Annotated in this window: 22 protein-coding genes; 8 read left to right on the top strand and 14 right to left on the bottom strand. The window is 44.5% G+C overall.

Annotated features, from left to right (window positions below; all coding sequences use genetic code 11):
* Positions 1-6: 6 nt before the first annotated feature.
* The 8 genes from era to rpoE form a co-directional block, all read right to left on the bottom strand.
* Entirely contained in the window at positions 7-918 is a 912-nt protein-coding gene (gene era, locus AVL57_RS13070; RefSeq protein ID WP_057790688.1) for a GTPase Era, read from the bottom strand.
* Positions 902-1,591 carry a ribonuclease III gene (gene rnc, locus AVL57_RS13075; RefSeq protein WP_057790686.1) on the bottom strand — a complete coding sequence of 230 codons (690 nt, stop codon included), beginning with the start codon at positions 1,589-1,591 and terminating at the stop codon, positions 902-904. Before rnc ends, era begins: the two co-directional genes overlap by 17 nt.
* Positions 1,591-2,496, bottom strand: coding sequence for a signal peptidase I (gene lepB, locus AVL57_RS13080; protein WP_057790684.1), 906 nt, complete (start codon positions 2,494-2,496; stop codon positions 1,591-1,593). The genes rnc and lepB overlap by 1 nt, the downstream gene beginning before the upstream one ends.
* Positions 2,496-4,292: a translation elongation factor 4 gene (gene lepA / locus AVL57_RS13085; RefSeq protein WP_013783347.1), complete on the bottom strand. Its 1,797-nt coding sequence runs from the start codon at positions 4,290-4,292 to the stop codon at positions 2,496-2,498. Before lepA ends, lepB begins: the two co-directional genes overlap by 1 nt.
* A 206-nt stretch (positions 4,293-4,498) precedes the next feature.
* Positions 4,499-4,939, bottom strand: coding sequence for a SoxR reducing system RseC family protein (locus AVL57_RS13090; RefSeq protein WP_057790682.1), 441 nt, complete (start codon positions 4,937-4,939; stop codon positions 4,499-4,501).
* Positions 4,939-6,141, bottom strand: coding sequence for a MucB/RseB family sigma factor regulatory protein (locus tag AVL57_RS13095; RefSeq protein ID WP_082604877.1), 1,203 nt, complete (start codon positions 6,139-6,141; stop codon positions 4,939-4,941). Before AVL57_RS13095 ends, AVL57_RS13090 begins: the two co-directional genes overlap by 1 nt.
* A 35-nt stretch (positions 6,142-6,176) precedes the next feature.
* Positions 6,177-6,776: a sigma-E factor negative regulatory protein gene (locus tag AVL57_RS13100; protein ID WP_013783343.1), complete on the bottom strand. Its 600-nt coding sequence runs from the start codon at positions 6,774-6,776 to the stop codon at positions 6,177-6,179.
* A gap of 89 nt (positions 6,777-6,865) precedes the next feature.
* Positions 6,866-7,444: an RNA polymerase sigma factor RpoE gene (rpoE, locus tag AVL57_RS13105; protein ID WP_013783342.1), complete on the bottom strand. Its 579-nt coding sequence runs from the start codon at positions 7,442-7,444 to the stop codon at positions 6,866-6,868.
* Positions 7,445-7,639: 195 nt separating this feature from the next.
* On the opposite strand from rpoE, the gene nadB reads away from it, so the two are divergent.
* Positions 7,640-9,301, top strand: a complete 1,662-nt coding sequence (nadB, locus tag AVL57_RS13110) for an L-aspartate oxidase (RefSeq protein ID WP_057790680.1) — start codon at positions 7,640-7,642, stop codon at positions 9,299-9,301.
* Positions 9,302-9,547: 246 nt separating this feature from the next.
* Here the strand turns inward: nadB and AVL57_RS13115 are convergent, their stop codons facing one another.
* The 3 genes from AVL57_RS13115 to AVL57_RS13125 are packed head-to-tail and all read right to left on the bottom strand — an operon-like array spanning position 9,548 to position 11,157.
* The gene (locus AVL57_RS13115; protein WP_057790678.1) at positions 9,548-10,402 is read right to left on the bottom strand and encodes a MaoC family dehydratase; all 855 of its coding nucleotides are present in this window, start codon (positions 10,400-10,402) and stop codon (positions 9,548-9,550) included.
* Positions 10,392-10,865: a hypothetical protein gene (locus tag AVL57_RS21315; protein ID WP_057790676.1), complete on the bottom strand. Its 474-nt coding sequence runs from the start codon at positions 10,863-10,865 to the stop codon at positions 10,392-10,394. Before AVL57_RS21315 ends, AVL57_RS13115 begins: the two co-directional genes overlap by 11 nt.
* A 34-nt stretch (positions 10,866-10,899) precedes the next feature.
* The gene (locus AVL57_RS13125; protein ID WP_013783338.1) at positions 10,900-11,157 is read right to left on the bottom strand and encodes an FAD assembly factor SdhE; all 258 of its coding nucleotides are present in this window, start codon (positions 11,155-11,157) and stop codon (positions 10,900-10,902) included.
* Positions 11,158-11,369: 212 nt separating this feature from the next.
* Between AVL57_RS13125 and ygfZ the strand changes: the two genes are divergently transcribed.
* Entirely contained in the window at positions 11,370-12,368 is a 999-nt protein-coding gene (gene ygfZ, locus AVL57_RS13130) for a CAF17-like 4Fe-4S cluster assembly/insertion protein YgfZ (RefSeq protein ID WP_057790674.1), read from the top strand.
* 54 nt (positions 12,369-12,422) lie between these two features.
* Entirely contained in the window at positions 12,423-12,908 is a 486-nt protein-coding gene (locus AVL57_RS13135) for an FKBP-type peptidyl-prolyl cis-trans isomerase (RefSeq protein WP_057790672.1), read from the top strand.
* A 139-nt stretch (positions 12,909-13,047) separates the two neighbouring features.
* Here AVL57_RS13135 and AVL57_RS13140 read toward each other — a convergent pair whose 3' ends face one another.
* Both AVL57_RS13140 and nadE read right to left on the bottom strand, forming a co-directional pair.
* Positions 13,048-13,386, bottom strand: coding sequence for a P-II family nitrogen regulator (locus tag AVL57_RS13140; protein WP_013783335.1), 339 nt, complete (start codon positions 13,384-13,386; stop codon positions 13,048-13,050).
* 5 nt (positions 13,387-13,391) lie between these two features.
* A complete protein-coding gene (gene nadE, locus AVL57_RS13145) occupies positions 13,392-14,225 on the bottom strand; it encodes an NAD(+) synthase (RefSeq protein WP_057790670.1) in 834 nt (277 codons plus the stop codon).
* A 266-nt stretch (positions 14,226-14,491) separates the two neighbouring features.
* Between nadE and AVL57_RS13150 the strand changes: the two genes are divergently transcribed.
* Positions 14,492-15,061 carry a GspH/FimT family pseudopilin gene (locus AVL57_RS13150; protein WP_197427679.1) on the top strand — a complete coding sequence of 190 codons (570 nt, stop codon included), beginning with the start codon at positions 14,492-14,494 and terminating at the stop codon, positions 15,059-15,061.
* Positions 15,062-15,118: 57 nt separating this feature from the next.
* Here AVL57_RS13150 and AVL57_RS13155 read toward each other — a convergent pair whose 3' ends face one another.
* Complete coding sequence (locus AVL57_RS13155) at positions 15,119-15,484, bottom strand: type IV pilin protein (RefSeq protein WP_057790668.1); 366 nt, start codon at positions 15,482-15,484, stop codon at positions 15,119-15,121.
* A 100-nt stretch (positions 15,485-15,584) separates the two neighbouring features.
* Between AVL57_RS13155 and AVL57_RS13160 the strand changes: the two genes are divergently transcribed.
* The 4 genes from AVL57_RS13160 to AVL57_RS13175 are packed head-to-tail and all read left to right on the top strand — an operon-like array spanning position 15,585 to position 18,234.
* Entirely contained in the window at positions 15,585-16,100 is a 516-nt protein-coding gene (locus AVL57_RS13160; RefSeq protein ID WP_057790666.1) for a prepilin-type N-terminal cleavage/methylation domain-containing protein, read from the top strand.
* The gene (locus tag AVL57_RS13165) at positions 16,094-16,693 is read left to right on the top strand and encodes a hypothetical protein (protein ID WP_057790664.1); all 600 of its coding nucleotides are present in this window, start codon (positions 16,094-16,096) and stop codon (positions 16,691-16,693) included. The genes AVL57_RS13160 and AVL57_RS13165 overlap by 7 nt, the downstream gene beginning before the upstream one ends.
* Positions 16,683-17,687, top strand: a complete 1,005-nt coding sequence (locus AVL57_RS13170; protein WP_138118211.1) for a hypothetical protein — start codon at positions 16,683-16,685, stop codon at positions 17,685-17,687. Before AVL57_RS13165 ends, AVL57_RS13170 begins: the two co-directional genes overlap by 11 nt.
* The gene (locus AVL57_RS13175) at positions 17,674-18,234 is read left to right on the top strand and encodes a PulJ/GspJ family protein (RefSeq protein ID WP_057790661.1); all 561 of its coding nucleotides are present in this window, start codon (positions 17,674-17,676) and stop codon (positions 18,232-18,234) included. Before AVL57_RS13170 ends, AVL57_RS13175 begins: the two co-directional genes overlap by 14 nt.

Below are 18,234 nucleotides of genomic sequence, written 5' to 3' on the forward strand. Positions count from 1 at the left end.
TGAGTGCTAACTATCGTCTGAATAACCTAACGAACGTAGAGCACGTTCATCGTCAGCCCAACCTTGTTTCACTTTAACCCACATTTCTAAGAAAACTTTGTTATCAAACAAGTTTTCCATATCTTTACGGGCATGTTCACCAATGGTTTTAAGGTGCTTTCCACCCTTGCCAATAATCATACGCTTTTGCGTTTCACGCTCTACAAGGATAAGACCACTGATACGATAAACACCATTTTCAGCTAGCTTAAACTGTTCGATTTCTACCGTCGTGGCGTAAGGAAGTTCGTCCCCCGTGAAGCGCATTAGCTTTTCGCGAATGATTTCAGCGGCCATAAAGCGACTTGAGCGATCGGTAATGTAATCTTCTGGAAAGAAAAACTCGCTTTCAGGCAAACTCTTCGCCACAAGCTCTCGGATGTCATCCACCATTTTGCCCTGTTTAGCACTAATGGGGATTATATGCTCGAACTTATATTTTTCTGATAGACCTTGAAGGTGAACCATAAAGGCTTCTTTGTCTTCTACTTTATCCATTTTATTGACGATAAGGTAGCAAGGTAGGCCTGAGGCTTTCACTTTAGACAAGACCATTTCATCGTCGTCGTTCCAGCGTGTCCCTTCTATCACAAACAACACCAAACCCACTTCTGCAAGAGAACTTGAAGCAGCCCGGTTCATGTACCGATTCATGGCGCTTTTTTCTTCGCTATGAAGACCTGGGGTATCAACGTAGATGGCTTGATAATCGCCTTCAGTGTCGATACCTAAAATGCGGTGACGGGTCGTTTGTGGTTTACGCGACGTGATACTTACTTTTTGCCCGAGCAATCTATTAAGTAGTGTTGATTTACCTACGTTGGGGCGCCCTACAATAGCGACTAAGCCACATCGGGTTATATCATTTGGCTGTGTCATCGAGTGTCTCCAAGGTAAGTCTTGCTGCTTCCTGCTCGGCTTTTCTTCGGCTATTTCCAGAAGCCGAAACGGGCTTATCTAACGTTGTCACTGTGCAGCTCACTTCAAAAATTTGAGCGTGATCTTTCCCTGAGATAGAGATAACTTCATAAGACGGTAATGGTAGCTTACGACCTTGCAGGTACTCTTGAAGACGGGTTTTACTGTCTTTAGGGTGCGCGTTAGGATTTAACGCTTCAATACGGCTTTCCCATAAATGGTATATAACATTACAGACCTCATCCATCCCTGAGTCCAAGTAGATTGCGCCTAACACAGCTTCTACTGCGTCTGCCAATATTGAACTGCGACGATGACCGCCACTTTTAAGTTCACCAGGACCAAGGTGAAGTAGTTCACCCATGCTCGCTTCACGGGCCAATTCGGCCAACGTATCGCCTTTTACTAAGGTTGACCGCATACGGGTAAGCTTACCTTCAGGCACATCGGGGAAACGCTTAAACAAGGTTTCACCTATGACCATACCTAAAATAGCATCACCTAAAAACTCTAATCTTTCATTGTGCTGCTTTGCTGCACTTCTGTGGGTCAGCGCTTGCTCTAGCAAGGCTTCATTATTAAATGTGTACCCTAACGCTTTACTCAAGCGAATATATTTATCAATACCCTGCATTAATTAATGCCACCTACGCGTTCAAATCTAACGCCCGTTGGGATCCATGTTGGTAAAACACTGTCGCGGCTGCGTTCGAATTCAAATGAAATCCAAATGGCAACGGCTTTACCTACTAAGTTTTCGTCTGGTACAAAGCCCCAAAAACGGCTGTCTCGGCTGTTGTCACGATTATCGCCTAAAACGAAATAATGACCATCAGGTACAATCCATTCATTGCTGCGTGTACCTGGCTGAGTATAGAAGTTACTTGAAGAAATTTCTCTGACTGGGTGGCGTAATATGTCGTGCTCATTATCACCTAGCGTTTCTGTGTAACGCATAAGCTTAGCCATATCCTGCACAAATTCGTCACGGCCGACAAAATCTAGCGGCATAGCCGTAAGCTTACCGCAGTTTTTCGCAGCACCTTCGCACTTAGACTTGATATAAACTTGTTTATCTTGATAAACCACGGTGTCGCCAGGTAACCCGATAACACGTTTGATGTAATCTACCGATGTGTCTTCAGGATATTTAAATACCACCACATCGCCACGCTCTGGTACGCCGGTTTCAACCAGTTTACTGCGAAATACAGGGTCTTTTATTCCATAAGAAAACTTCTCAACCAGAATAAAATCGCCCACCAACAAGGTTGGCATCATCGAGCCTGATGGAATTTGAAATGGTTCGTAAATAAACGAACGCAATACCAACACAAAAGCGATAACCGGGAATATTTGCTGCGAAGTATCAACCAAGTAAGGAAGCTGTGGCTCACCTGCAAAGTTAACCCCTTCCGCTTTTGCCGATTCCTGTAACCGCGCCTTTCGCTTTGGCGCAAACACCATGCTATCCACCAGCCAAACTAGCCCGGTGGTTAGCGTTAGAAGTACTAAAATAAGCGAAAAGTAATTGGCCATTACTTACCTACCTTCAAAATTGCCAGGAATGCATCCTGCGGTAATTCAACATTACCTACCTGTTTCATTCTTTTCTTTCCATCTTTTTGCTTTTGAAGCAGCTTTTTCTTACGACTTACGTCACCACCGTAACACTTGGCGATAACGTTTTTACGTAATTGTTTCACCGTACTACGCGCAATAATGTGATTGCCAATAGCAGCTTGAATAGCGATATCAAACATCTGGCGAGGAATAAGCTCACGGAGTTTCTCAACCAATTCACGCCCACGGCCTTGAGAATTATCACGGTGAGTGATCATGGCTAGCGCATCTACGCGCTCGCCATTAATCATAATATCTACACGTACCATGTCAGAGACTTGGAAACGCTTGAAGTTATAATCAAGAGAAGCAAACCCACGGCTTGTTGATTTCAAACGGTCGAAGAAATCCAGAACCACTTCAGCCATAGGCAGCTCATAGGTTACTGCCACTTGCTTACCGTGATACGTCATTGCGGTTTGCATTCCACGTTTTTCAACACACAAGGTAATGACGTTACCTAAGTATTCCTGCGGCACAAGAATATTCGCTTCCACCAATGGTTCGCGAATTTCGGCAATGTCGTTAACTGCGGGTAGCTTAGACGGGTTATCACAGCTTAAAATTTCGCCTTTGGTGGTTTCTACTTCGTAGATTACCGTGGGTGCCGTCGTAATAAGACCTAAATCGTATTCGCGCTCTAAACGCTCTTGAATGATTTCCATATGAAGCATACCAAGGAAGCCAATACGGAATCCAAAGCCTAGCGCTTGCGAACTTTCTGGCTCATAAAACAATGAAGCATCATTCAAGCTTAGTTTAGCTAACGCATCACGAAAATCTTCGTAATCGTCAGAACTAATTGGGAAAATACCTGCGTAAACCTGCGGCTTAACTTTCTTAAAGCCAGGCAAAGCGCCTACCGCTGGTTGTCTCGCTAAGGTAATAGTATCGCCAACCGGTGCGCCTTGAATGTCTTTAATACCCGCAATAATAAAGCCTACTTCACCGGCGCGAAGCACGCCTGTATCTAGGGCTTTGGGGGTAAACACACCAATTTTATCAACTTGGTGTGTTTGGCCATTCGACATGATTTGAATTTTATCTTTCTTAGTAAGCTCGCCTTCTACGATACGAACTAATGACACTACCCCTTGGTAGTTGTCGAACCATGAATCAATGATAAGCGCTTTTAGCGGCTCTTCACGGTTCCCGCCCGGAGGGGGAATTTTATTTACAATAACTTCTAGTACATCTTCAATACCAATACCTGTTTTTGCCGAGCAGCGAACGGCGTCAATGGCATCTATACCAACAATGTCTTCAATTTCTTCGGCTACGCGCTCTGGTTCGGCCTGTGGCAAATCTATCTTATTTAAAATAGGTACCACTTCCATGTCCATGTCCATAGCGGTATAGCAGTTAGCTAGGGTTTGCGCTTCCACGCCCTGCCCTGCATCAACCACTAACAATGCACCTTCACATGCAGCAAGTGAGCGAGACACTTCGTAAGTAAAATCTACGTGTCCAGGCGTATCGATGAAATTCAGCTGGTAGACTTCACCATCTTTAGCAGTGTAATTAAGCGTTACGCTTTGTGCTTTAATAGTAATTCCACGCTCCCGCTCCAAGTCCATTGAATCAAGAACCTGTTCGGCCATTTCACGATCGGCTAGCCCGCCACAATGTTGAATGAGACGGTCAGACAGAGTCGATTTACCGTGATCGATGTGAGCAATAATACTGAAGTTACGAATGTGCGATTGTTGCATAATGCTGGAAATTACCTGCAGAAAAATTCATTAATATAAAAAAGAATGGTAGCTATTGTTTGTGTTGTAGCTAGCGCGTGCGGATTTTACCCATTTCTTTACACAAAAGCGAATAAGCTTGTGGGTTATATTGCCAAAGATTGGAATAGTGTAAGCCAAAGTAGCCATTTTGGTAATAATATTGCCGAATTCGCGCAAGTATTACGCTAAATAGTATTCAATAGTACGGGTTGAAACTTACCTTTATCAAGCCGTTTAAGCTTAAATGCGATGGCTTTATAAGTTACAAAGGTAAATGCGACGGCGGGTAGCAACCCCCACAATTCATGGCTAAGCCCAATGGAAGATAGCGTGGCATTCCCAAAGGCAAAAACCGCGATAAAAACCGTTAGGGGTAGCAAATACAGCCACGCGGAGGCACTTAACACCCCTTCTTCAGGTACACCCACCGTTACGTCTTGCCCTATCGTTACCGGCATAGGTGAACGCAATGTTAGCTGCTGAGTTTTAGGCGCTAATGCTCTGGATATAGCCCCCGTGCCACAGTCACTTTGGGCTTGGCAACTGCTACAAGTCGATTTAATGGCGGCCTCGACGGTAATAAGATCACCCTCTACAGCAACCACGCGTGCGGTTTCAGTGATCATTATTTATCTGCCATAGGAGAAAGCGAGGTAGCAATAGCATTTGCTGTTTGCAGTGGTATTTCACCCACCACGGTCACTTGCGTGTTTCCATCGGTAAGGGTTAAAAAAGTACTCAAATCATTTCTAAGCACTAAATCACCACCAAGGGCATCTTTTGCTGGTTGTACATAAACAGACACATCGACCAATCCATCACTGTACATCTTGTATTCTACCACTTGCCCCGTTAAGGCAAGACGACGAGTATCACCACGCACTTCTTCCATACCATTAGGCAAGTACTTAACTTCCCAATTAGGTTGGCGCGATTGCTTTTGCGTTAATGCCATAGGCTTAGGTAAAGACTCCTGATTAATTCGTGCGAAATAGTCATCAGGGGCGTCGGTTATTTTAAGTGAAGTTACTTGAATCTGCTCTAACAATCCGCCCTGCAAATCAAGCATGTTAAGTTTCAGTACCATGCCTGAATCTTCATCTAACCATAGCTGGTAGCTGAAGCGACTATTGTCGCGGCTAACGATACGGATTTGTTGAGCAGGTCTACCTGCAACGCGTGCTCTGCCCACAGAGACAAATTCATAACCGCTTTTCAATCTATCAGGATGATGAAGCAGTTCACTGGGGATAGGCCCATTGATAAACTCAGAACGAAGACTATACGGCGATACATCAGGTTCAAACACACTCACAATACCATTAACACGAATTTGCTCGCGGCCTGGCCCATTTTGTAAATTGAGTTGCTCCATACTGGTGCCATCCTCTAGCACTCCATGACGCCATAAAAAGGGAATGGTTTCGCGGCCCGCTCGACTTTGAACAAAAGCAACTTCAAAGTTTTGGGTTTTCACCACTTCACTTAGTTGCATAAGCCAATCTGACGTTGTTTGAGGATGGGGATTCACTACAACTACATCAGTAGCTTGAGGTACTAATTGAGGTACTGTCTGGGGCGAAGTCTGTGAAGCATCTGCGCTTGAGGGCAAAGTTGAAGGCAACGTATCAGCGCGCTCTGAAGATGTATTTTGCGCAGATACATTTTCTTGCGCTACGACGCTAAACGATAAACCCAAAGACGCTACGACGGCATAGAGCATGGCTTTAATGAAGGCCCGAATGCGAATACTTACTTTTACGTTGGCTAAAAACACGCGTACCAGCACTAAAAGCGCTGGTACGTTATTACGATAATCTATTTTCATTAAACGATATTCTTATTAAGCGTCGTATGAACTGCTTACGGGCGGTTATCTGCACTCGCCTCGGCATCGTCAGTTTCAGATTCTTGCGCTTGTTTCAATTTTACCTGCTGCTCGTGATCAGCAATAAGTGCATTGATTTTACGCTTTTTCTCTAATACTTCGTTCATGTCATTGCGAGGCAATGCGCGGGTTTGCTCTAAGCTAACTGGCGCTAAACCACCCTGCGGCCCTGCCGTAGGTGCTGTCATGAAAGGCTCAGTAGGCGCAGGTTGATTGAAGTGCTGAACACCTAAAATCACTGCTACCGCAACGGATGCAGCAACGGCAAACTGACCTGACTGTTTTGCAAAAGGCACTACACCGCCAGAAACTACGCTGCCGAGTACTGGAATTGAACGCCAACGTGAAGCTTTTGGCGCGACAATAGCAGGCTCATTTTCAAGCGCGGCGGCAACACTGGCAGTAATATCTAACTGCGGTGCGACACTGGCCTCTTTGCGCATTGCGCCCCTAATTACATGGTAGCGTTGCCATTTGGCCTGCAATTCTTCATCTTGCTTAATTGCATCAATGATTGCATCGCCATCTATTTCGCCATCCATGAAAGCGGACAAATTTTCTTGCTGTTGCGTCATAAATTCATTTCCTGATCAACTGTGATCAATTAATACCCTAACACAGCTGTTAGTCTGCTCAATATAATGAAAGTTCATTTTCATTATATTTAATTTTCTAACAATGGCTGAATCACTTTATCGATAGCCTCTCGCGCTCGGAAAATTCGTGAACGAACTGTACCCACTGGGCACGCCATCACATTTGCAATTTCCTCATAACTTAGCCCTTCTATTTCACGAAGGGTTATAGCCATGCGAAGGTCATCAGGTAACTTTTCCACCACTTTAAATAAGGTTTCTTCAATTTCATCCGTTAACAAACTGCGTTCTGGCGTGGATTGCTCTTTAAGCGCATCACTGCCTTCGTAAAAGTCTGCTTCGTCTGCGTCGACATCACTAGCGGGTGGCTTCCTTCCTTGCGCAACAAGATAGTTTTTAGCACTGTTTACCGCGATACGGTACAACCAAGTGTAAAACGCACTGTCGCCACGAAAGTTTGGTAATGCCCGATAAGCTTTAATAAACGCTTCTTGGGTAACATCAGCCACATCACCGCTGTTTTTTACATAGCGCGATACCAAATGCATAACTTTGTGCTGATAGCGAGTTACCAGTAAGTTAAATGCATTTTTATCGCCACGCTGTACTTTTTCGACCAATTGTTGGTCGGTTATCTGCTCGCTCATTCGAGCCATTACTCCTACTTCAACTACCCAATAGCTCTAACAAGCATTGATATAGACGCGTACTGTTACAAAAAGTTCTGTATTAGCATTAAAAATATTTAAAAATGCTGAGGGAAAGCCATCTGGATCATTGTGTTTTGCTACTCATCCTTTAGACTTGCCGAACCTTTGCTCGTTTAATATATACAAAAATACATGAAATCAGTGTCATCTTCACTAACTTCCACATCAAATTCTATTGAACATCGATGTGATGTACTGATTATAGGTAGCGGCGCAGCCGGGCTTAGCCTTGCACTTAGGCTTGCCGACCACTGTCAGGTTATTGTGCTCAGTAAGAGCGATCGTAATGAAGGGTCTACCCGCTATGCCCAAGGTGGCATTGCTGCGGTGTTCGATGAGCAAGATTCTATCGATGCTCATGTGCAAGATACGTTAAAAGCGGGCGGCGACCTATGCGATGAACCTGCCGTACGCTTTACTACCGAACGAGCAAAAGAAGCGCTAAGCTGGCTTATTGGTTACGGTGTGCCCTTTGATACCGAGACAACGGAGTCTGGTGAAGAACGTTTCCACCTTACCCGTGAAGGTGGGCATAGTCACAGACGCATTCTTCACGCCGCCGATGCCACCGGTGAAGCGCTGCAAATAACATTAAACGATGCAGTCTCTGCTCACCCTAACATTCACGTTTTTGAACGTTACAACGCTATCGACCTTATTCCTTCGAAGGATGATAAAAAGCGGGTTATCGGTGCGTATGTATGGAACCGCCAACAAGAGCATGTAGAAGTTATTCGCGCGCCTTTTATCTCATTAGCGACGGGCGGTGGAAGCAAGGTATACCAATATACTTCTAACCCTGATGTATCAAGCGGTGATGGTATTGCTATGGCCTGGCGAGCGGGTTGTCGAGTTGCCAATATGGAATTTAATCAATTCCACCCCACGTGTTTATTCCACCCGCAAGCCCGAAATTTTCTGATTACAGAAGCCCTTCGAGGCGAAGGCGCGAATTTATGTCACGCCGATGGCACCCGATTTATGCACAAGTTTGACGAACGAGGTGATTTAGCACCTAGGGATGTTGTGGCCCGGGCCATCGATTATGAAATGAAGCGCCTCGGTGCTGACTGTATGTATTTAGATATCAGTCATAAGCCTGCTGACTTTATTGTTAAACACTTTCCAAATATCTATCGTAAATGCCGCTCATTAGGCATAGATATTACTCGCGAGCCTATCCCTGTGGTGCCTGCAGCCCATTATAGCTGCGGAGGTGTAGTAACTGACTTTAATGGAAAAACAGATTTAGCCAATGTGTACGCGATAGGAGAAGTCGCCTATACCGGCTTGCACGGTGCAAACCGCATGGCATCTAACTCGCTGTTAGAATGCGTTGTGTTTGCCAGTGCTGCCGCCGAGCATATTATCTCTACGTTACCTTCAGCATCCTGTGAAGAAACCATTTTGCCTTGGGATGAAAGTCAGGTATCAGACTCTGATGAAGAAGTTATTATTCAGCATAACTGGCATGAACTACGCCTATTTATGTGGGATTACGTAGGCATTGTTCGCACCGACAAACGGTTAGAGCGCGCCATGCGCCGAATAAACTTACTAGAACAAGAAATTGCGGAATACTACGCGCATTTCAGAGTTAGCAATAACCTACTCGAGTTGAGAAACTTAGTTACTGTGGCTGAATTGATCGTGCGCTGCGCTATGCAACGAAAAGAAAGTCGAGGTCTACACTTCAATCTAGACCACCCTGGGCAACTTGAAAACCCTCAACCCACCTTTTTGTGCCCCGAAAAAGATGCTTTGCCGTCGGTACCGGGAACACTTATTTCTTAACTTTTTGGGGTGAGTTAACACCGTCCCTTAAAGCGTCAAGGTGACTTGGCGTTACAATAGAAATACAAAAAGCCCACTTCCTAATACAGCATATTCAATTCGCTATATTAGGAAGTGGGCTTTTCTATTTACCTTGCGCTTTACGTTGAGCTCGATTTGTTATTGTCTAAATAAACCAAACTAAACAGGTCGACTTACCCGTTAATGAAAACCACTTTGATATAGTATCGAAATAACAACCTCAACTTAAAGCGTCGATACCTCTGCATCTAAATGTACTTGCTGATCATCACTGCTCGTAATCTCCAAAATGGAGCGGTCTTCATCTCGACACATTTGATAGATATTAATGCTGCAAGGCAGCATTACGGGTCGCCTAAAACGACAAACTACATCTGAAATATGCTGACCTTCCGATACGGGTACAAATGATAACGCGCGGGCAAGTGTCCACATCCCATGGGCAATTGGCCGTTTAAAACCAAATGCTTTGGCACTCAATCCAAATAAATGGATGGGGTTATAGTCGCCAGAAATTTTTGCGTAACGTCGGCCGGTATCCGCCGTAACATCGAACTCTGCAAGCAGGTTTCTAGGGCTTTCTACACAGGTTTCAGTGGTATCTTGCACCGAAGCTCTAGGCGCCACGTGTACCGCTTTTACCTTCACCAAATAGCTACTGATTGCTTTGTAAACACAGCGCCCTTGTTGAAAAGCGTCTAAGGAAACATCAACTTCCCAGCCACGCGAGTGCGGCCTAACATCGCTGAATCGAACTCGGCATTCAAAAGTCTCGCTCAAATCGCATTCTTCTAGTACCTCTACACGATTGGCAGCATGTATCAATCCTAGCAAAGGAAACGGGCTTTTCTTATCAAGCAAACACTGCATTTGAAGGGGCAAAGACAGCATTTGCAGATACAAAGGATGCATGGTTGCTGCATCTGGCCACGCCACTTCTTGACAGAAGGCACCGTAGTGCTTGTTATCAATATTAATCTGCTTAGTGTAAATGCGAGGCGGTAATGTGGGTGGTTTGAATTGCATTAACTGTCGGGTGTCGACACGTTTAAACAAAGCTTTTGCATACTCACGAAACATTAATGTTATTCCTTGTTTGGCCTGCTCCTTGAGCGAAGATTATTGCTCGGCACAGCCGCCTATAATCTGCTTCAGAGCATTCACCTTTTAATACCCAGCGTACATGCTCGTAATACGGCTGGTACCATTTTCGCGCAGTTCGTTCCACGTTTAGGTTTAGACCCCATGGCAACAATAATGACGATTTATGAAGATTCACCGCTGGCGAATAAATCTCTTCACCCGATACCATCAACGCCCTCAATGAACCATCGTCTGTAAGCGTGTAAACATCGTTAGATGGCGCTGTTGTCGGTTTGCTTAATTTACGCCATGCATTTCGGCAAAACGCTATATACATCAGCCCACATATAGGCGTGCAAATCAGCGCGCACAACCAAAGCCAACTTGGACTTATCCAAGTCCATACGGCTTCTGGTAAATTTATAATACTGAAACCTAAAGCTGCAATAAGAATTAGCATTCCTACTACATGTCGCCATGGCGAGTAAGTGAGTTTAACCCTGTACTTTGACACGATTAACGATAGTAGACACCATACCAGCAAGTTCTGGATCTTGACATTGCTGATGGCCCATAAACCATGCAAACAAGTCCGGGTCGTCGCTGGTAAGTAAGCGTTCGAATATTTCTTGTTGTTCGTAATCTAGCGAGTCGAAGGCTTCATCAACAAAAGGCATGAGTAACACATCAAGTTCCAACATCCCTCTACGGCATGCCCACTTTAATCTAGCGCGTCTTTTTGGCTCAAACATATATTCTCATTCTTAATTATCGTTTTAACACTATCATCATATTACCACGGTGATGGGCGAAGGATCACTGCCCTTTTAGACAGAAACCCGTTTCAATAGCGCCTTTGATAGCAAGAATTAGCCACAAAATACGATAATCTCAAGGGTTCCCCTTGATAAAGCGCGCAAACCCCTCACCTACTACATTATAAATTCTTCATTCGGAATCTTTGATGACAGCGTTAACGACTCTTTCTGATTTACCTTCGCACTATGCGATTAAGTTAAATGACAACATGCTGATAAAATTGGAAGGCGAGCAAGCTGACAGCTACCTGCATGGTCAAGTGACAGTCAACATTAACGCCTTGGATGGGAATACGGTGAGGCATTGTGCCCATTGTGACAACAAAGGAAAGACTTGGTCTATTTCGTTTGTGGGTCGCCATGATAATGCTATTTTCATGCTGACTAATAAAGACGCAGGCGCACACTCCCTTGCTCAGTTGAATAAGTATGGTGTGTTTTCAAAGGTAGACATAACCGATGAATCAAATCAGTACACGCAATTCTTCTTAGGTGAAAACCTGGGTAAAATGTTGCTTGCCAGCTATTTTGACACCCTTCCTAGTGAGCCATTAACCAGTGTACATAGTGATGCAGGATGGGTATTTAAAAGTGATACTCAGCGCGCTGGTTATTATGTGGTGCTGGACTCTGGGCAGGTCCCTGAGTTCGAGCAAAAAGTTAAAGATACTAACGGCGCCATTTTTGAACAAAATGTATACGATGCTATTATGATAGAAAGTGCAATACCTTCTATTCAGGAAACTGGCATCAGTGAGTACGTTCCCCAAATGATGAACGTACAGGCACTCAACGGTATCGATTTTGACAAAGGCTGCTATATGGGCCAAGAAGTCGTTGCTCGCACTCGATTTTTAGGTAAGAACAAGCGCGCAGCTTATAGCTTCTCAGTGCCAAAAGCGTTTCACATTAACGCTGGCGATACGGTAGAAAAGCAATCAGGCGAGAACTGGCGTCGCGCAGGCATGGTCATTCGAAAGGCTGAACTTAGCGAAGAAACATGGTTTATGGCCGTGCTTTCAAACGATACCACTGAGCAAGATATTCATCGCCTAGCTGATCAAGTTGAAATTACCTGCTACCCTAGCCCTTTACCGTACAGCATTGAGCAGGCAAAGAGCTCATTGGTGAAAAAACGAAAATAAGCATTAAACAAATTTATAACCATCGCCCAGCAGGGCAAAACTACAGGACAAATTATGACTATAACCTCTGACAGCGTTGTCACCCTTCACTACACCGTTTCAACCGAAGACGGTACCGAGCTTGATTCTTCAGCCGGTAAGGAGCCGCTTGTAGTGCTTCAAGGGCGCCGCTTTCTAATTGAGGGACTAGAAGACGCATTGCTAGGTAAGGAAAAAGGCGAAAAGTTCAACTTGTCTGTTGAGCCAGAGAAAGCCTACGGTGAACGTATTGATGAACTCGTTCAGCGCGTACCTAGTTCAATGTTTGAAGGCATGGACGTTGAAGTTGGCATGTCTTTTCGTGCAACCACACCTGAAGGTGAGCAATCGGTCATTATAATCGAAACATCTGATGATGAAGTGGTGGTAGACGGTAACCACCCACTTGCAGGTATTCCGCTTACGTTCGATGTAGAAGTGGTAGATGTACGCGATGCTACTGCTGAAGAGTTAGAGCACGGCCATGCCCATACGCCAGGCGGCTGTGGACACGACCACTAAGTTGCCTTACTACGGTAAGAGTATTACTAACTAAAAAGGGAGCCTTGGCTCCCTTTTTTGTTCTTAGCGTTAACGCTGTATACACCAGCGTTATACACATATGCAACGTTAGGCTTTCTCTTTAGTCAGAAATGACTATTTATATTGCATCTTCGTTTTGCTCACCAGTACGAATTCGTACTGCTGATTCAACGTTAAATACGAATATTTTGCCGTCACCAATTTTTCCTGTTTTTGCTGAGTTTTCAATAGCTTCAATAGCTTGTTCTACTCGTTCATCATCAAGCACTAGCTCAATCTTAATTTTAGGCAGAAAATCCACTTGATATTCGGCACCGCGATAAAGCTCAGTATGTCCTTTTTGTCGCCCAAAGCCTTTAACTTCAGACACTGTCATTCCAGCAATACCAACTTCTGCTAATGCTTCCCTTACATCGTCCATCTTGAACGGTTTGACTATCGCTTCAATCTTTTTCATGGTAACTACTCATCATAAATGGTTGGAATAGGTACGCGCTTGTGCTGTGTACGCTGATAAATGTACAGCAACTTTTCATCTACCTCGGCAGAAACTGATTTACCTTCTAAGAAGTCATCAATTTGATCGTACGTCATGCCAAGGGCCTGTTCATCAGCTTTTTGCGGCGCGAGTGTTTCGAGATCGGCGGTGGGCGCTTTAGTGATAACGGTTTGGGGTGCACCTAAATGAGAGGCCAGTTGTCGAACTTGGCGTTTACTCAACCCAAACAAAGGCGCTAAATCGCACGCTCCATCGCCATACTTGGTATAAAAACCGGTAATATTTTCAGCTGAATGGTCTGTGCCTAACACGAGTCCATCGACCATTCCGGCAATTTCATACTGAATCACCATACGGGTTCGTGCTTTTACATTACCTTTAACAAAGTCACGCTTTGCTTCACTTTCAGGTAATAAACCAGCGCTTGATAATGATTCAGTGGTAGAAGCATGAATAGCATCTGCCCCGGGCTGCACATTCACCGTTACAGCATGGGAAGGCTCAATAAAGTCTATCGACAATTGAGCATCAGCTTCGTCAGCCTGTGTTTGATAAGGTAAACGGACGGCGACAAACTGAAAATTTTCGTGCTTTTCTTGGTTTAACTCATTTACTGCTAACTGGGCTAATTTGCCCAACGTACAAGAATCGATACCGCCACTAATGCCTAGCACCAGTGAATTTAGACCTGACGTAAGAAGCTGCTTTTTAATGAAAGCCACTCGACGAGTAACTTCAAATGCCACATCAATTTCAGGCAGCACTTTCATTTCTTCAATAACTGCTTGTTTTTGCATTATAATGTCCAATTAGTGAGTGGGCGTCCTGATATCTGAGTTTACGATAAACTCGCCTTAGATGTTAGTGGTAAAAGAATTCAAACTTCATTAATTACTAAAATTCGTTGCTTTTGTATCTTAGGGCATGCCTACACGCCTTTTTTTATACCCATTTCAAGGCAAATTGGTTTACCTTGGATGTTCCCGCGCGTTTGTATCTATTGTTGTAAATTTAGAGGCTAACGTTATTATCAGTATTCAACTAACTTAGTAAATAAATATCAGTGAAAACAAAGTCTTCTAACGCTATGCGTCTTCAGTACGGCCTGACTCTTTTAGAGATGCTAATTACGGTAGCCATTTTGGCAATCTTAGTAGGGGTTGTTGCCCCATCTATTAATAGTATTTTAGTCAAAAATAGAGTAACCGGCGACATCAATACGTTAAGCGCTATTGCACAGCAAGCTAGGTTTAGTGCCGTTAATGAGCAGTTTGACGTGATACTTTGCCCTACTACGAATTACGATACGTGTGTAAGCGATTGGGCGAACGCCAAAATGGCCTTTATTGATGAGAATACAAATGGAAGCAGAGACAGCAGCGAACCCCTTATTGCCAGCAGCGACCCGCTAAATTCAGGTAATACAATCAGCGGCATTTCGGGAACTATTTCTTTTTCTGAACAAGGCAGTATTAGTACCAGTGCAACCATTACCATTTGCCCTAGCAGCAAAGATGCCTCGTATGCCTCTGCCCTCTTATTATCACTATTCGGTAGAATATCTGTTGCCATCGACAGTGACGACGATGGCGTTAATGAAGATTTATCAGGCACTGCCCTTACTTGCCCTTAATGCCTTGCCGCGGTGTTCTTTAGTGGCGAAATAATGATAAGCCATATCAAATACAGGCTACCTTCCCCAACACCCATGAGGTAAATTCTCGTGAGGGGTGATAGTGAGTAATCGACAAGGATTAGATTTGTCCAAAAAGCCTAGAGATGCTGTAATGCTATAATTTCCATCCTTAGATTCGCTGTATGTCAGTGTAACGCCGTCTATATTGGATGCCGGCAACCCACTAAGCCCCGAGTATTTACCTTCACTCAACCAGTACCTTTCTTGCTTTATTTGCAGAGAAAGCAAATAGCTAATGGTTTCATGCTTATTCGCAAGCGCGATAGTTGATGAGTAGCTAGGAATGGCAAACATAGAAACAATACCCACAATCGCAACGGCGATCAAAAGCTCGATTAACGTAATACCCCACATTCTCATTAAATTGATTTTCCCTTCCATGGTACAGCAGCCCTCTATTTGTTGATTCGCTATGCTGTAAACCTAACAGTAAACAAATGACAAATAACCGGACTAAGGCATGGTTTTAAACAAAGCAGATGGATTTTCATTGTTAGAGATACTAGTGGTGCTTTGCATTGTGGTCATTATTAGTGCTTTAGCCGTGCCCTCTTTTGTTGAATGGCGACAAGCGAACGCTATAAAAAGTGCGTTAAAGCATACCGCAGACATCGCAAAGTACGCCCGTACGCTTTCTATCTCTGAGCGAAAGCCAGTTACTTTGGTTATCGACGCTTCAGCGAATCATTGCATCAGTATAACGTCAGCGAGTGACTGCGATTGCAGTGCAGCAAGCAGTTGCCACGCTTTTAGCCAGCAGAAGCGGCTTGTTATGCAAAACTATCATGCCGTCATTGCGAGTCCTGCCAATAAAAAGTCATTACTGACGTTCGATGGAACGCATGGAATGAGCTTCGGCAGCGCAATGACAGTAAGCATAACTAACGCTCGATATACCGGTAAAGTTATCATTAATAATCTTGGCCGGGTACGGTATTGCACTTCCACTGCACTAGAGGGTATTCCTCTATGTTAAGGTTATCTGGCATTAGCCTAGTAGAGCTCACTATAACCATGGCAATTAGCACAACACTGGTGCTTTTTTCTGCCATGGGGGCGGCTACTATTTCAAAAGAACTCGGTTATTTTCAACAACAATTAGTACTGCAAAGTGAGTTACGGCTTATTAGTCACTCGCTTTCTTTACAACTACAGCGGGCAGGATACGTAGCTCGCCCCTTCGAAGAAATTTTTGCCAACAGCGCATTACTACCGCCAGCTATTAACATCAGCCATCATCCGCTAGAGGTTGAAAATTCTTGTGTCTTATTTTCTTATGATAAAAATGCTGATGGCGATATTAGCCACGAAAACCCCGCCGAATTGTTAGGCTTTCGATTACGTGACAAAGCCCTTGAGTACCGTGTCGCCAGTAAAAGTTGCGAGCAAGGTGGATGGCATGATTTAACCGACGCATCAGAATTACACGTCACTCAATTCACTATATCTTTACACGGCGAGGTAAACCATGCCTCTGTTTACAAGGTTAAGCTGGCTGTGCAAAGCAAAGCGTCTGCCCAGCTTACCGCCGAGCAACATCTGCATATACGAGTTGCCAATGCGATATAGCACTGATTGTTATTCATTATGTTCGCCCGCTAGATCCTCACTAGCTCACCCCTCACTCGCTACTATTGGCGGTAAAGGGTCGATACGCATAAAAGGCGCCGTATTGTTAAGCGTGGTGGGTATACTGTTAAGCTTAATAACACTGGTTCTTTGGGCAACCAGTTCACTACTTACAAGCGAGTTTCAAGCCAGTAAGCGCAGCATTGCTTATAACGAAGTGATGAATATATTGCACAACGATGTAACGCAGTTAACCGAGCAGCTGCGTACTAGCGAAGATTGGCAGCAAACCGCTGGTTTATTCAACCGCGCATCTGTGTCAGCAACCCACTATGTAGGAAGGGATTCACAACATTTAACCTTGTTTTCAGTGACCATGACTCATCCTGTAACGTCACTCTTCATTAGGCAAGATTTTTTACGCCACCCCGCAATAGTTCGTATTCCTGCCACCGGCGTAGTAACAGGTGCGACTAATTCTATACTTCCTCATCTGTTTGAACGTCATCAAAGTAATTTTACACCGATGTACTTTCCAGAACCGCACATAACAGATGACTGCGACGAACTTACCCGCCATCTCGTATTTTGGGTGCGTGGTTCTTGTCATATTTCGGGCAGTGAAACCATAGGGTCAGCGAGTCAGCCTGTTTTACTTGTAATAGAAAAGGGAGATTTCACCCTTGATGCCCACGCCCAAATTTACGGGTTAGTGGTGATATTAAGCGAAACCAGCACGCCTACTAGTTCTTCGCACTCTTCGCCGTCTATCACCTCGGCTACCTCTTCAGCCCCCCTTATCACCGCTGTCTCCCCTGTCGCTACTATCGCCTCTTCGGCCAAGCTTGTAGGCGCCATGGTAAGCAATGAGGAAGTCACTAGGGTTTTCCATGGGCACATCGATTTCAATCTAAGCGTATTACGCGCCCTTCAACAATCTAGCGGTTTGCAAAAGATGCAACCTATCCCCGGGAGTTGGCATGACTTCAATTAAAAAGACCCAAGGTTTTTCGCTTATAGAGGTAATGATTGCATCAGGACTCTTTGCACTCACCTTTACCGCAGGCCTTAAGCTTTATCAGCAAATATATGGACAATGGCAGCAACTAAACAAGGTGCAGCAAGCACGGCATCAGCTTGAAACCGACCAAACTGATTTACTAATAAATGTGAATACGAATCAGGATACATATGCCACCATTCCCTCCTCGTCTACCCCGAGCGGGTTAAAAGCCGTGACCTTAGTCAAAGTTGTAGAACCTTTACCCAAATTCAACCATACAGAAGAAGCTGCACACACCGATAAAACACATACCGATAAAACGCTTAATGAAGGGAGTGAAACGACAACTGAAGAAACAAATGCAAAAGAGGCGCTTGGTGACGCGCAAGAACTCATCGAAAAAGTAAAAACCGAAAGCCAAGCTATTAACTTAACATTGACGGTTGTAGTGCCACCGCCGTATCAGTCCCGTTGGCAAGATGTGATGAGCATGGGGCCGCTAGTGCCGTTAATGCCCCTTCCACCCGCAACGCCTTAG

Origin of the sequence: Alteromonas stellipolaris, assembly GCF_001562115.1 — a bacterium.
Lineage (GTDB): Bacteria > Pseudomonadota > Gammaproteobacteria > Enterobacterales > Alteromonadaceae > Alteromonas > Alteromonas stellipolaris.

Bases quoted from the DNA above. Each gene is read 5' to 3' on its own strand.
- lepB (WP_057790684.1), bottom strand. From the start codon at position 2,496: ATGGCCAATTACTTTTCGCTTATTTTAGTACTTCTAACGCTAACCACC.
- nadB (WP_057790680.1), top strand. From the start codon at position 7,640: ATGAAATCAGTGTCATCTTCACTAACTTCCACATCAAATTCTATTGAA.
- AVL57_RS21315 (WP_057790676.1), bottom strand. From the start codon at position 10,865: ATGCTAATTCTTATTGCAGCTTTAGGTTTCAGTATTATAAATTTACCA.
- ygfZ (WP_057790674.1), top strand. From the start codon at position 11,370: ATGACAGCGTTAACGACTCTTTCTGATTTACCTTCGCACTATGCGATT.
- AVL57_RS13125 (WP_013783338.1), bottom strand. From the start codon at position 11,157: ATGTTTGAGCCAAAAAGACGCGCTAGATTAAAGTGGGCATGCCGTAGA.
- AVL57_RS13170 (WP_138118211.1), top strand. From the start codon at position 16,683: ATGCGATATAGCACTGATTGTTATTCATTATGTTCGCCCGCTAGATCC.
- nadE (WP_057790670.1), bottom strand. From the start codon at position 14,225: ATGCAAAAACAAGCAGTTATTGAAGAAATGAAAGTGCTGCCTGAAATT.
- AVL57_RS13165 (WP_057790664.1), top strand. From the start codon at position 16,094: ATGTTAAGGTTATCTGGCATTAGCCTAGTAGAGCTCACTATAACCATG.
- AVL57_RS13155 (WP_057790668.1), bottom strand. From the start codon at position 15,484: ATGAGAATGTGGGGTATTACGTTAATCGAGCTTTTGATCGCCGTTGCG.
- rpoE (WP_013783342.1), bottom strand. From the start codon at position 7,444: ATGAGCGAGCAGATAACCGACCAACAATTGGTCGAAAAAGTACAGCGT.
- lepA (WP_013783347.1), bottom strand. From the start codon at position 4,292: ATGCAACAATCGCACATTCGTAACTTCAGTATTATTGCTCACATCGAT.
- era (WP_057790688.1), bottom strand. From the start codon at position 918: ATGACACAGCCAAATGATATAACCCGATGTGGCTTAGTCGCTATTGTA.
- AVL57_RS13160 (WP_057790666.1), top strand. From the start codon at position 15,585: ATGGTTTTAAACAAAGCAGATGGATTTTCATTGTTAGAGATACTAGTG.
- AVL57_RS13090 (WP_057790682.1), bottom strand. From the start codon at position 4,939: ATGATCACTGAAACCGCACGCGTGGTTGCTGTAGAGGGTGATCTTATT.
- AVL57_RS13095 (WP_082604877.1), bottom strand. From the start codon at position 6,141: ATGAAAATAGATTATCGTAATAACGTACCAGCGCTTTTAGTGCTGGTA.
- AVL57_RS13135 (WP_057790672.1), top strand. From the start codon at position 12,423: ATGACTATAACCTCTGACAGCGTTGTCACCCTTCACTACACCGTTTCA.
- AVL57_RS13140 (WP_013783335.1), bottom strand. From the start codon at position 13,386: ATGAAAAAGATTGAAGCGATAGTCAAACCGTTCAAGATGGACGATGTA.
- AVL57_RS13115 (WP_057790678.1), bottom strand. From the start codon at position 10,402: ATGTTTCGTGAGTATGCAAAAGCTTTGTTTAAACGTGTCGACACCCGA.
- AVL57_RS13175 (WP_057790661.1), top strand. From the start codon at position 17,674: ATGACTTCAATTAAAAAGACCCAAGGTTTTTCGCTTATAGAGGTAATG.
- AVL57_RS13100 (WP_013783343.1), bottom strand. From the start codon at position 6,776: ATGACGCAACAGCAAGAAAATTTGTCCGCTTTCATGGATGGCGAAATA.
- rnc (WP_057790686.1), bottom strand. From the start codon at position 1,591: ATGCAGGGTATTGATAAATATATTCGCTTGAGTAAAGCGTTAGGGTAC.